Source organism: Leclercia sp. UBA1284, from assembly GCF_002308415.1.
In the GTDB taxonomy this organism is placed as follows: domain Bacteria; phylum Pseudomonadota; class Gammaproteobacteria; order Enterobacterales; family Enterobacteriaceae; genus Enterobacter; species Enterobacter pneumoniae.
Genome location: NZ_DBUS01000009.1, coordinates 333,784 through 346,326, shown reverse-complemented (window position 1 = coordinate 346,326; position 12,543 = coordinate 333,784). Strand labels below are relative to the sequence as shown.

The window sequence follows — 12,543 nt, the reverse complement described above, 5'->3', positions numbered from 1 at the left end:
GTTGTTCTTAATGTAAGGTTGGCTTCTTAACTTCCGGTGCTGTCGGTTTCACGCGCGTAAATGCGTCATGGCACAGCAGCGATGCTACGCGTACATACTCAATGATCTCTTCGAGAGACATCTCCAGCTCTTCCTGGTCTTCGTCTTCGTCATAGCCTAACTGGGCGATATTACGCAGATCATCGATGGCTTCACCCGCCTCACCGGTCACTTTATCCAGCTTCGGCTGCGTTACCCCCAGGCCAAGCAGGTAGTGGTTAACCCAACCGGCCAGCGCGTCGGCGCGCTCAAAGACGCTGACCTCATCGCCTTCAGGCAGATAAAGCTGAAAAAGGAAGCCGTCATCTTCCAGTGAATCGCTGGTCGCGGCGTGCATTTTTCGCAGGGCCTCGGCCAGCTCGTGGCCAAAAGCCAGCCCTTCGTTAGTCAGGTCGTGAACCAGCGGCAGCCATGAGCTGTCGTTGTTTCCGCCACACAGCATCCCGCTGATCAGACCGTGCATTTCAGCCGGGGTGAGCCCCACGCCCTGCTGGTTCAGTAACTGGCCAAATTCGTTGTAGCCAGGCATTTCGTTCTGTATAGACATGCGCATTCGTCATCATTGGGAGGAATATTCATGATATGCTACCACTTTGGACCCTGGTGACACCAGAAAAGGGCTTGTATCTCCGCACCAGGGTAGCTATAGTGTCGCCCCTTCGCAGGCCCCGGGCCGGATGTGAAGGTAGCGCAGTCAAACAGCAGGAAGGTGGCATGTCTGCACAACCCGTCGATATCCAAATTTTTGGCCGCTCGCTGCGAGTGAATTGCCCGCCTGAACAAAGGGATGCTCTGAATCAGGCTGCGGATGATCTGAATCAGCGGTTGCAAGATCTAAAAGAACGCACTAGAGTCACCAATACTGAGCAACTGGTTTTTATTGCCGCGTTGAACATCAGTTATGAACTGACTCAGGAAAAAGCGAAGACCCGCGATTACGCGGCGAGCATGGAACAACGTATTAAAATGCTCCAGCAGACCATTGAACAGGCGTTACTTGATCAGGGTCGCATTACCGAAAGAACGGGGCAAAACTTTGAATAACGCTTCACAGTTGACTATGGTAGAGTGACTGTGAAGAAAAAATTTCTCTGAGATGTTTGCATGTGGGCCAGTCCCCTGAGCCGATATTTCATACCACAAGAATGTGGCGCTCCATGGTCGGTGAGCATGCTCGGTTCGTCCGAGAAGCCTTAAGACTATGACGACACATTCACCTTGAACCAAGGGTTCAAGGGTTACAGCCCGCGGCGGCATCTCGGAGATTCCCTCTCTTCCTACTACCTCTTCATTACCCATGACGCAACTTCCTGAAGTCTCTTCATCCCGACAAGCCATTCGTCAAGCTATTCGCCAGCGTCGTCGCGCATTATCCGCCGAACAGCAAACCCTTTTTGCCCAACAAGCTGCCGCCCGCATGATGGCCTGGCCACCCGTATTGATGGCCCATACCGTGGCACTGTTTTTGTCGTTTGATGGCGAACTGGATACCCGACCGCTTATCGATGCGCTGTGGCGCGCCGGCAAGAAGGTCTATTTGCCCGTATTGCACCCCTTCAGCCCAGGCCATTTACTCTTCCTGCACTACCATCCCCACAGCGAGCTGGTGGTGAATCGTCTGAAAATCACCGAGCCAAAACTGGATGTTCGTGACGTGCTGCCTCTGAGCGAACTGGATGTATTGATTACGCCTCTGGTCGCCTTTGATGAGCACGGCCAACGTCTGGGGATGGGGGGCGGTTTTTACGATCGTACCCTGCAAAACTGGCAGCAGTATGGCCTGCAGCCTGTGGGTTATGCTCATGATTGTCAGAGAGTGGAAGCGCTGCCGGTTGCGAAATGGGATATTCCGCTGCCTGCGGTGGTTACCCCGTCCAGGGTGTGGGAGTGGTAAAGATGTCGGGTAAGCGCGAACGCTACCCGACAAACTTGCAGGATTAGTACAGCAGACGGGCGCGAATGGTGCCCGGAATCGCCTTCATGCTCTGCAGCGCTTTCTCCGCCACATCTTCATCTGCTTCAATATCGATAACCACGTAGCCCATCTGGGCGTTAGTTTGCAGATACTGAGCCGCGATGTTCACGCCCTGCTCGGCGAAGATCTGGTTGATGGCGGTAAGCACGCCTGGTCGGTTTTCATGGATGTGCAGCAGACGACGGCCACCGTGCAGCGGCAGAGACACTTCCGGGAAGTTCACGGCAGAGAGCGTCGAACCGTTATCGGAGTATTTGCTCAGCTTGCCCGCCACTTCCAGACCGATATTCTCCTGCGCTTCCTGCGTTGAGCCACCAATGTGCGGCGTCAGGATCACGTTGTCGAATTCGCACAGCGGAGAGGTAAAGGGATCGCTGTTGGTTGCCGGTTCAGTCGGGAAGACGTCGATGGCGGCACCCGCCAGGTGTTTACGCTTCAGGGCATCGCACAGAGCCGGAATATCGACCACGGTACCGCGTGCGGCGTTGATCAGCAGTGAACCGGGCTTCATCAGCGCCAGCTCTTCCGCACCCATCATGTTTTTGGTGGAGGCATTTTCTGGCACGTGCAGGCTCACCACGTCGCTCATATTCAGCAGGTCGGAGAGATGCTGAACCTGAGTCGCGTTGCCCAGCGGCAATTTGCTCTCGATATCGTAAAAGAAGACGTTCATGCCGAGAGATTCCGCCAGAATACCGAGCTGAGTACCGATATGGCCGTAGCCGATGATGCCCAGTTTCTTACCGCGCGCCTCGAAAGAGCCGGACGCCAGTTTGTTCCAGATACCGCGGTGTGCTTTGGCATTCGCTTCCGGAATACCACGCAGCAGCAACAGCAGTTCGCCAATAACCAGCTCGGCAACGGAACGGGTGTTTGAGAACGGTGCGTTAAACACCGGAATACCGCGTTTCGCTGCAGCGCCGAGATCAACCTGATTAGTGCCAATACAGAAGCAGCCGATAGCAACCAGCTTCTCAGCGGCGGAGATAACGTCTTCGGTCAGTTGGGTACGGGATCGCAGGCCAATGAAGTGTGCATCACGGATCGACTCTTTCAGCTGTTCAGTGTCCAGCGCACCTTTATGAAACTCAATGTTGGTGTAACCCGCCGCACGAAGGCTATCCAGTGCTTTTTGATGCACCCCTTCGACCAGCAGAAATTTAATTTTGTCTTTCTCCAGTGATACCTTTGCCATTTACCCGACCCTGTCTGATTGTCTGAACTGATGTTGTGCTGGATTTAAATCCGCTCCAGCCAACATATCAAAAAAAACTATTGCAGCAATATGAACGTTTGCGTCGGCTCTCTGAAGAAAAGTCATCCAGAGCAAAATGGCAGAGGAAAATGCTGGAGATGATAATGAAAGCGGCAGGATTGTCAGACGAGACCGAAAAACGTGATACAAGTCACCGAATTTGGCTTTTGCAAAATATTTAGCGGGGGGACTACGCCCCCCACCAGATCATTTTGTGATGGTTTTGACGCCATCTGCGGTACCGATCAGCGCGACATCCGCGCCGCGATTGGCAAATAATCCTACCGTGACGACGCCCGGAAGCGCGTTGATCGCGTTTTCCATTGCGATAGCATCCAGAATTTCAAGACCGTGAACATCCAGAATCACGTTGCCGTTATCCGTAACCACGCCCTGGCGGTATTCCGGACGGCCACCCAGCTTCACCAGTTCGCGCGCCACAGCGCTGCGCGCCATCGGGATCACCTCAACCGGCAGGGGAAATGCACCCAGAATATCCACCTGCTTGGAGGCATCAGCAATACAGATAAACTTGTCAGCTACGGAGGCGATAATCTTCTCACGCGTTAGCGCCGCGCCGCCGCCTTTGATCATCTGCATATGACCATTGATCTCATCAGCACCATCGACATAGATCCCCAGACGATCCACTTCGTTGAGATCAAAAACGGTAATACCCAGGCTTTTCAGTTTTTCGGTAGAGGCGTCAGAGCTAGAAACCGCGCCCTCGATCTGGCCTTTCATCGTCCCCAGCGCATCAATAAAGTGTGCTGCGGTCGACCCCGTACCCACGCCAACAATGGTGCCCGGCTGCACATACTGGAGAGCGGCCCATCCTACTGCTTTTTTCAGTTCATCCTGTGTCATGATCTCATGCCTGTGGTGTCAATGCGTGACGCGCATTATAGAGCAAACACCTTGCCGGTGTGATCGGCGCGGTCACCAATTTCGTCTGTATCAAACATAAATTTATGTCATAGTGCGACGTAATGAATTTCCTGGGAGCCAGCCAAAGCAATGAAACGTCCGGACTACAGAACACTTCAGGCGCTTGATGCCGTTATTCGTGAACGCGGTTTTGAACGCGCGGCGCAAAAGCTGTGCATTACGCAATCCGCCGTATCACAACGTATCAAACAGCTGGAGAACATGTTCGGGCAGCCGCTGCTGGTTCGTACCGTACCACCGCGCCCAACCGAACAGGGGCAGAAGTTGCTGGCGTTGTTGCGTCAGGTTGAGCTGCTTGAAGAGGAGTGGCTGGGTGACGAGCAGACCGGCTCTACCCCACTGTTGCTGTCACTGGCGGTAAACGCCGACAGTCTGGCGACATGGCTGCTGCCCGCGCTGGCGCCGGTCTTATCCGATTCGCCCATTCGTCTGAACCTGCAGGTTGAAGATGAAACCCGCACCCAGGAGCGCCTGCGTCGCGGGGAAGTGGTAGGCGCAGTCAGTATCCAGCCTCAGGCGCTGCCAAGCTGCCTGGTAGACCAACTGGGGGCGCTGGATTATCTGTTCGTCGGGTCAAAAGCTTTTGCCGACCGCTATTTCCCGAACGGCGTGACCCGTGCCGCGCTGCTTAAAGCCCCTGCCGTGGCGTTCGACCATCTGGATGATATGCACCAGGCATTTTTACAACAGAACTTCGACCTGCCGCCAGGCAGCGTGCCGTGCCATATTGTTAACTCGTCAGAGGCCTTTGTGCAGCTGGCGCGTCAGGGCACCACCTGCTGTATGATTCCGCACTTGCAGATTGAGAAAGAGTTGAACAGCGGCGAGCTTATCGACCTGACGCCAGGTCTCTATCAGCGCCGGATGTTGTACTGGCACCGTTTTGCGCCGGAAAGCCGCATGATGCGCAACGTGACGGATGCGCTGCTGGCCCACGGGCATAAGGTATTAAGACAGGATTAAATGTGAAAACCCTCTCCGGCTGGAGAGGGTTTAAGTGAAGCGTAAATCGTTACTGCGCTTTAGCCGCCGTATCCTGCTGCTGACCCTGCGCAGGCTCAAGCTGGAACACCACATCAACCTGATCATCAAACTGAATCGTTGGCTGCTCGTAGGTTTCCTGTGCGGAGACCGGTGCTGAATCGGCCTTCATCATACGAACCATCGGGCTCGGCTGGTAGTTAGAGACGTGGTAACGAACGCTGTACACTGGCCCCAGCTTGCTGTTGAAACCGGAAGCCAGCTGCTGCGCCTGACGCACGGCATCATCAATCGCCGCTTTACGTGCTTCGTCTTTGTATTTTTCAGGTTGCGCAACGCCCAGTGAGACGGAGCGAATCTCGTTCAGCCCCGCTTTCAGCGCGCCATCCAGTAGAGAGTTAAGTTTATCGAGCTGACGCACGGTCACTTCCACCGTACGCACTGCACGGTAGCCTTTCAGAATGCTTTTACCGTTCTGGTAATCGTAATCTGGCTGGGTACGCAAGTTGGCTGAGTTGATATCCTTTTTACCTATGCCGTTCTGCTCAAGGAAAGAGAGATATTGCGCAACACGGTCGTCAGCCTGCTTCTTGGCTGTCGCGGCGTCTTTTGCCGCCACGTTCACTTCAATGGCCAGGGTGGCGATATCCGGTACCGCATCCACGCTTGCCGTACCTGAGGTAACAATATGCGGGCTGTCAGGCAATTCGCTGGCCTGAACAGATACGGCGGCAAAACCCATTAATGCCGCCAGGGCGATTGCATTCAACTTCACTTTCATTCCTCCATGCTGCGAAAGAGTGCCCATGTAACAGGGCGCATGCCAGCAAGCTTAGCGGCTGCTGGCCTATTGTCCATAAGACAACGCTTAGTTGAATAGTTCACGCACGTGATAAATACCCTCTTTCGCCAACTGGAAGGCGATAAACCACATCACCAGCCCCACCAGGATGTTGATAATGCGCTGGGCTTTGGTGGTGCGCAGTCGCGGAGCCAGCCAGGCGGCGAGCAGCGCCAGCCCAAAGAACCACAGGAATGAGGCGCTAATTGTCCCCAGCGCAAACCAGCGCTTCGGCTCTACGTCGAGCTGTCCCCCCAGACTGCCCAGCACCACGAAGGTATCAAGATACACGTGCGGATTAAGCCAGGTGACGGCCAGCATAGTGACAATCAACTTCCAGCGTCCCTGCTTCATTACTTCGGCGGTCGCCAGTTCCAGATTACTGCTCATCGCGGTTTTCAGGGCGCCAAAGCCATACCAGAGTAAAAACGCCACCCCGCCCCAGGTCACCAGCGCCATCAGCCACGGTGACTGCATTAACAGCGCGCTGCCGCCAAAGATCCCCGCGCATATGAGCAGCAGATCGCTCACGGCACATAGCAGCGCAATCATCAGGTGATACTGGCGACGTATCCCCTGATTCATCACAAAGGCATTTTGTGGGCCGAGGGGAAGTATCATGGCCGCACCTAGAGCAAGCCCTTGAAAATAATAGGATAACATTCTTAATGTCTCAAACTGTTGTCTTAAGTGCAGACTATACTGCGAGAACGTCATTAGTTGAAATTGATATTATTAATTGTTAATTAAAATAATTAATGGCGGCAGTGATTATTGTATAACAGAATCAATTCCGTTTATTTAACTCACCAGGGATTGGTATGAAACCTCATCGTAGATTGTTTTGTCTGTCGTTAGTTCTCACTGCCCTTTTCATATCCTGCGCTGTTGGCCATGCGCAAACTGTGTTGCGCTACACCGATCACGAACCCTATGGCAACATGCGAACACGAGCCATCAACGAGATTTTTTTCCATGCAGTTGAGCGTGAATCTCAGGGAAAGGTAAAAATAGAAGCTCACTGGGGAGGTGAGCTCTCCACCAGCTACAATGCGCTTACCACCGTTGCCGAAGGCAAAATAGCGGATATGGGTATTGTGGTTCCGGAGTATTCACCCGCCCAACTCCCTCTGCACCAGATTTTCAAAAGCTTCCCTGTTGGGCCGGATACGGGCGCAGCTCAGGTCGCCTTTTTTAAACACATATTTTTGCAGAATCCACAGTTCAGCCGCGAGCTGAACAACAACAACCTGATCAATCTGCAATTTTTCCTGGGCTATCCAGCCGGATTTTTCAACACGGTACCGTCGCTACGGTTCGATGCGCTGGAGGGAACCCGCTGGCGAACAGCCAGCTTTTGGCACCAGGCGTGGCTCAGGAACGCGGGAGGAACGCCAATCTCAATGCCCTGGAACAACAACATTAGCGGGGCGTTGCGCAGCGGGCAGCTTGATGGTCTTCTGGTAAATCTTGATAGTGCCTGGGACATTCAGGCCCAGCGCGCTGCGCCGTGGGTAAGTTACTCTCCCGCGATGTGGCTGGGACATGTTTATCTATTAGCGATTAATAAAGAGGTGTGGGCGGCGCTGGATGCAAAAGATCGGGCTGCCATTCAACGGGCGGCGGCATCAACGGAAAAGCAACTGGGCACGCTACTCGACAAGAGTGTTCGTTCCCTGGGTAAGCGGATGGCAAAAGAGGGGGCTCACCTTCACATCCTGAGCCGTGCAGAGCTCACGCGTTGGCAGGAAGCCACGAATTATCAACAGGTACAGGCAGAATGGATTCAGATTCAGGAAGAGAAAGGTAATAAAGATGCCGCTCTGATAATGCGTGCCGTGGGATTAGCGCTTAAGGATGCCTTGCAAAAATAGCCTTTAAACGACGCCCCCGCGATGCGTGAGCGTCATTAGACGGGTGTCAGTTACTCACTCGCGTTCTCTTTCACTCGCTTAAAGTTAACGTCCATCTGCGGATACGGGAAGCTAATACCATTGGCATCGAAATCACGTTTGATGCGCTCCAGTACGTCCCAGTAAACGCTCTGCAGATCGCTGCTGTTACTCCAGACACGGACCACAAAGTTAATTGATGAGGCGCCCAGTTCGTTGAGACGCACCGTCTTTTCACGATCGTTCAGAATACGATCGTCGGAGTCGATGATGTTGGTAAGCAGCTGTTTCACTTTATCAATATCAGAATCATACGCGACACCAATAATAAACTCGTTACGACGTACCGGTTCGCGTGAGAAGTTGATGATGTTATTAGCGATGATTTTACCGTTCGGGATGACCACGATACGGCCATCTACGGTACGCATAGTGGTAGAGAAGATCTGCACCTGCAATACCGTACCTGCCACCCCACCCAGATCAACGTACTCGCCGGAGCGGAACGGGCGGAAGGTCACCAGCAGCACGCCAGCCGCCAGGTTCGACAGGGAGCCCTGCAACGCCAGGCCAATCGCCAGACCGGCGGCACCCAATACAGCGATAACCGATGCCGTTTGCACCCCGACGCGGCCAAGCGCGGCGATCAGCGTAAAGGCAATAATACCGTAACGAACCAGCGCGGAGAGAAAGTCCGCAACCGTGGCATCAATGTGACGCGCGCGCATTACGCGGTTAACCGCATTCGAAATGATTCGCGCGACAATCATCCCGATGATGATGATCGCAATCGCCGCAACGATGTTTACCGCATAACTCAGCAGTAGCGCCTGGTTACGCACCAGCCAGGAGCCAGCGTTATTGATGCTATCTACAACACCGAGATCTTCCATTTATCTATCCTTATGCTCATTCAACGTCAGAACCCTCCCACAGAGGGACAGGCAAGTGAGTAAAGGGTAAACAAAAAGCCAAGGTTTTGCCAAACAGATCACAAAATCAGGATTTACAGCTTATTGAAAAAGCATAAAAAAAGGCCCGCACAGGCGGGCCTTTCTGAGGCTGTTAGCAGCGCAAATTACAGAACGTCAACCGCGTTCAGCTCTTTGAAGGCCTGCTCCAGACGCGTCACCATGGATGACTGGGCAGCACGCAGCCATACGCGCGGATCGTAGTATTTCTTGTTCGGCTGGTCTTCGCCTTTCGGGTTACCCAGCTGACCTTGCAGATACGCTTCGTTGGTTTTGTAGTACTGCAGGATACCGTCCCAGGTTGCCCATTGGGTATCGGTATCGATGTTCATTTTGATCACGCCGTAGCTGACGGAATCTTTGATTTCCTGAGCAGAAGAACCGGAACCGCCGTGGAAGACGAAGTTCAGGCTGTTGTGCGGCAGGTTGTGTTTCTTAGAAACGTATTCCTGAGAATCACGCAGGATGGTCGGGGTCAGAACCACGTTACCTGGTTTGTAAACGCCGTGCACGTTACCGAAGGACGCTGCGATAGTGAAGCGTGGGCTGATTTTGCTCAGCTCGGTGTAAGCGTAATCAACATCTTCTGGCTGAGTGTACAGGGCAGAAGCGTCCATGTGGCTGTTGTCCACGCCGTCTTCTTCACCACCGGTGCAACCCAGTTCGATTTCCAGAGTCATGTCCATTTTGGCCATACGCGCCAGATATTTGGAGCAGATCTCGATGTTCTCTTCCAGAGACTCTTCAGACAGGTCAATCATGTGAGAAGAGAACAGTGGCTTGCCGGTAGCTGCGTAGTGTTTTTCACCCGCATCCAGCAGACCATCGATCCACGGCAGCAGTTTCTTCGCGCAGTGGTCAGTGTGCAGGATGACTGGAACACCATAATGTTCAGCCATCTGGTGTACATGGTGTGCACCAGAGATAGCACCCAGGATAGCCGCGCCCTGAGGAACGTCAGTTTTCACGCCTTTACCTGCGATGAACGCAGCACCACCGTTGGAGAACTGAACGATAACCGGTGCTTTAACTTTCGCAGCGGCTTCCAGTACGGCGTTGATGGAGTCGGTTCCCACGCAGTTAACAGCAGGCAGAGCAAAGTTGTTTTCTTTAGCTACCTGGAACACTTTCTGAACATCATCACCGGTGATTACGCCAGGTTTTACGAAATCAAAAATTTTAGACATGTTGCGAGTCCTGTATCTTCGGCCTTGGAAAGGGATGCGTGCTTTAAAGCGCGCTAATAATTGGGCAGGTTACCCTGCCCTTGAATGGCTTACTTCTTCGCGCGCTCTTCGAGCATTGCTACTGCCGGCAGAACTTTGCCTTCCACGAATTCGAGGAATGCGCCGCCGCCAGTGGAGATGTAGGAGATTTTGTCGGAAATACCGAACAGGTCGATTGCCGCCAGGGTGTCACCGCCGCCTGCGATGGAGAACGCTTCGCTGTCAGCAATCGCGTTAGCCACGGTTTCAGTACCTTTACGGAAGTTCGGGAATTCGAACACGCCAACCGGACCATTCCACAGAATGGTTTTGGCGTTTTTCAGGATCTCTGCCAGACGCTGTGCAGAGACGTCGCCGAGGTCCAGAATCTGCTCTTCATCTTTAATGTCAGAGACAGATTTCAGGGTCGCGGTCGCGGTTTCAGAGAACTCGGTCGCCACGCGAACGTCGGTTGGAACCGGAATATCGCAGGTAGTCAGCAGGCGTTTCGCTTCATCAACCAGATCGGCTTCGTACAGGGATTTACCCACGTTGTGGCCCTGGGCCGCGACGAAGGTGTTCGCGATACCACCGCCAACGATCAGCTGGTCAGCGATTTTGGACAGAGAGTCCAGAACGGTCAGTTTGGTAGACACTTTAGAACCGCCGACGATAGCAACCATCGGACGTGCTGGTTCTTTCAGGGCTTTACCCAGTGCTTCCAGTTCGTCAGCCAGCAGTGGGCCTGCACAGGCGACATCGGCGAATTTACCGATACCGTGGGTAGAGGCTTGCGCGCGGTGAGCGGTACCAAAGGCATCCATAACGAATACGTCACAGAGTGCAGCATATTTTTTGGACAGCGCTTCGTCGTCTTTCTTTTCGCCTTTGTTAAAGCGAACGTTTTCCAGCACAACCAGCTCGCCTTCAGCCACTTCAACGCCATCCAGGTAATCTTTTACCAGGCGCACCGGGCTGGACAGTTTGTCTTTCAGGTAATTAACAACCGGCAGCAGAGAGAACTCTTCGTTGTACTCGCCTTCGGTCGGACGACCCAGGTGGGAAGTTACCATCACTTTAGCGCCTTGTTTCAGGGCCAGTTCGATGGTCGGCAGAGAAGCACGGATACGCGCGTCACTGGTCACTTTGCCGTCTTTAACCGGTACGTTCAGATCTGCACGGATGAAAACGCGTTTACCAGCCAGATCCAGATCGGTCATCTTAATTACAGACATGGTGAATCCTCTCGTTGATTCTTAAAGTTTTGCAGGCGCTTTACGCGCCTTACCTGAAACCTTTAGCGGCCATTGCTAACGTGGTGTCGAGCATCCGGTTAGCAAAGCCCCATTCGTTGTCGCACCAGACCAGCGTTTTGATTAAGTGCGCTCCACTGACCCGCGTTTGGGTGCCATCGACAATGGCACTGTGCGGATCGTGGTTGAAATCAATTGAGACCAACGGTAATTCCGTATAGTCAACTATACCATGAAATGCTTGCTGTGCCGCTTTTTGCAGCAACAGGTTGACTTCACAAGCTTTTACCGGTTTTTTCACGGTAACGCTGAGGTCAATTGCCGTCACGTTGATGGTCGGTACGCGCACGGCAATGGCTTCAAAACGGTCGTTAAACTGCGGGAAAATGCGCGAAATACCGGCGGCCAGTTTGGTATCTACCGGGATAATTGACTGGCTCGCAGCACGCGTGCGTCGCAGGTCAGGATGATAAGCATCAATAACCTGCTGATCGTGCATGGCAGAGTGGATTGTGGTGACGGTACCCGACTCGATGCCATACGCATCATCTAACAGTTTAATGACCGGAATAATGCAGTTGGTGGTGCAGGAAGCATTGGAGACAAGGCGGTGTTCAGCTTGCAGTTCATGGTGATTCACACCAAAGACCACAGTAGCATCGAGATCGTTGCCGCCAGGATGAGAGAAAAGAACCTTTTTTGCGCCCGCCGCAAGATGCGCTTCGCCATGCTCGCGGCTGCCGTATACGCCGGTGCAGTCGAGCACCACATCTATGCCCAGCTCGCGCCAGGGCAGCGCATCAAGGCTGCGTTCATGCAGAACCCGAATGGCATCGTCACCGACAAAAAGCTGCTCTCTTTCCTGACGAACGTCCCAGGCAAAGCGCCCATGGCTGGTGTCATATTTCAACAAATGCGCCATGCCAGCAGCATCGGCCAGTTCATTGATTGCCACCACGGTGATTTCCGCACGGCGCCCGGATTCATATAAAGCACGAACCACGTTGCGTCCGATGCGACCGAAGCCATTAATCGCTATGCGTACGGTCATAAGTCTCCTGCAAGGCTATCCTTGATTCGAGGTGGCTGACAGAGTAATGCAGCGACGCTCAGAGGGGAATGCTTGCCTGTCACAAACTGCAACTGATTGGTCATTTGTCGAACACATAATCGACTGAAACGC

General features: G+C 53.4%; 13 protein-coding genes and 1 other RNA gene. 5 read left to right on the top strand and 9 right to left on the bottom strand.

The window, feature by feature from the left end; translation table 11 throughout:
• Nucleotides 1–7: 7 nt before the first annotated feature.
• Nucleotides 8–586 (bottom strand): YecA family protein, encoded by a 579-nt coding sequence (locus B3511_RS20250; protein WP_154298974.1) that lies wholly within the window; start codon nt 584–586, stop codon nt 8–10.
• 167 nt (nt 587–753) lie between these two features.
• Here B3511_RS20250 and zapA point away from each other — a divergent pair, with 167 nt between their 5' ends.
• From zapA to B3511_RS20235, 3 genes are all read left to right on the top strand, one after another.
• Nucleotides 754–1,083: a cell division protein ZapA gene (gene zapA / locus B3511_RS20245; RefSeq protein ID WP_040074128.1), complete on the top strand. Its 330-nt coding sequence runs from the start codon at nt 754–756 to the stop codon at nt 1,081–1,083.
• 41 nt (nt 1,084–1,124) lie between these two features.
• A non-coding RNA gene (ssrS, locus tag B3511_RS20240) (6S RNA) lies at nt 1,125–1,308 on the top strand.
• A 28-nt stretch (nt 1,309–1,336) separates the two neighbouring features.
• Complete coding sequence (locus B3511_RS20235) at nt 1,337–1,933, top strand: 5-formyltetrahydrofolate cyclo-ligase (RefSeq protein ID WP_286791435.1); 597 nt, start codon at nt 1,337–1,339, stop codon at nt 1,931–1,933.
• A gap of 43 nt (nt 1,934–1,976) precedes the next feature.
• On the opposite strand, the gene serA is transcribed toward B3511_RS20235, so the two are convergent.
• Nucleotides 1,977–3,209 carry a phosphoglycerate dehydrogenase gene (gene serA / locus B3511_RS20230; RefSeq protein WP_040074126.1) on the bottom strand — a complete coding sequence of 411 codons (1,233 nt, stop codon included), beginning with the start codon at nt 3,207–3,209 and terminating at the stop codon, nt 1,977–1,979.
• A 267-nt stretch (nt 3,210–3,476) separates the two neighbouring features.
• Nucleotides 3,477–4,136 (bottom strand): ribose-5-phosphate isomerase RpiA, encoded by a 660-nt coding sequence (gene rpiA, locus B3511_RS20225; protein ID WP_040074125.1) that lies wholly within the window; start codon nt 4,134–4,136, stop codon nt 3,477–3,479.
• 150 nt (nt 4,137–4,286) lie between these two features.
• On the opposite strand from rpiA, the gene argP reads away from it, so the two are divergent.
• Entirely contained in the window at nt 4,287–5,180 is an 894-nt protein-coding gene (gene argP / locus B3511_RS20220; protein WP_040074124.1) for a DNA-binding transcriptional regulator ArgP, read from the top strand.
• A 49-nt stretch (nt 5,181–5,229) separates the two neighbouring features.
• Here argP and B3511_RS20215 read toward each other — a convergent pair whose 3' ends face one another.
• Nucleotides 5,230–5,973, bottom strand: a complete 744-nt coding sequence (locus tag B3511_RS20215; protein ID WP_286791434.1) for an oxidative stress defense protein — start codon at nt 5,971–5,973, stop codon at nt 5,230–5,232.
• A 93-nt stretch (nt 5,974–6,066) separates the two neighbouring features.
• On the bottom strand, nt 6,067–6,702 hold the full coding sequence (gene argO, locus B3511_RS20210; RefSeq protein WP_286791433.1) for an arginine exporter ArgO: 636 nt from the start codon (nt 6,700–6,702) through the stop codon (nt 6,067–6,069).
• A 158-nt stretch (nt 6,703–6,860) separates the two neighbouring features.
• Between argO and dctP the strand changes: the two genes are divergently transcribed.
• A complete protein-coding gene (dctP, locus tag B3511_RS20205) occupies nt 6,861–7,913 on the top strand; it encodes a TRAP transporter substrate-binding protein DctP (RefSeq protein WP_286791432.1) in 1,053 nt (350 codons plus the stop codon).
• A 50-nt stretch (nt 7,914–7,963) separates the two neighbouring features.
• On the opposite strand, the gene B3511_RS20200 is transcribed toward dctP, so the two are convergent.
• The 4 genes from B3511_RS20200 to epd all read right to left on the bottom strand — a co-directional run bounded on the left by B3511_RS20200 (nt 7,964) and on the right by epd (nt 12,411).
• A complete protein-coding gene (locus tag B3511_RS20200) occupies nt 7,964–8,824 on the bottom strand; it encodes a small-conductance mechanosensitive channel MscS (protein ID WP_046887126.1) in 861 nt (286 codons plus the stop codon).
• Between the two features lie 185 nt (nt 8,825–9,009).
• The gene (fbaA, locus tag B3511_RS20195) at nt 9,010–10,089 is read right to left on the bottom strand and encodes a class II fructose-bisphosphate aldolase (RefSeq protein WP_040074120.1); all 1,080 of its coding nucleotides are present in this window, start codon (nt 10,087–10,089) and stop codon (nt 9,010–9,012) included.
• An 89-nt stretch (nt 10,090–10,178) separates the two neighbouring features.
• Nucleotides 10,179–11,342: a phosphoglycerate kinase gene (pgk, locus tag B3511_RS20190; protein WP_040074119.1), complete on the bottom strand. Its 1,164-nt coding sequence runs from the start codon at nt 11,340–11,342 to the stop codon at nt 10,179–10,181.
• A gap of 49 nt (nt 11,343–11,391) precedes the next feature.
• Nucleotides 11,392–12,411 carry an erythrose-4-phosphate dehydrogenase gene (gene epd / locus B3511_RS20185; RefSeq protein ID WP_040074118.1) on the bottom strand — a complete coding sequence of 340 codons (1,020 nt, stop codon included), beginning with the start codon at nt 12,409–12,411 and terminating at the stop codon, nt 11,392–11,394.
• Nucleotides 12,412–12,543 lie beyond the last annotated feature (132 nt).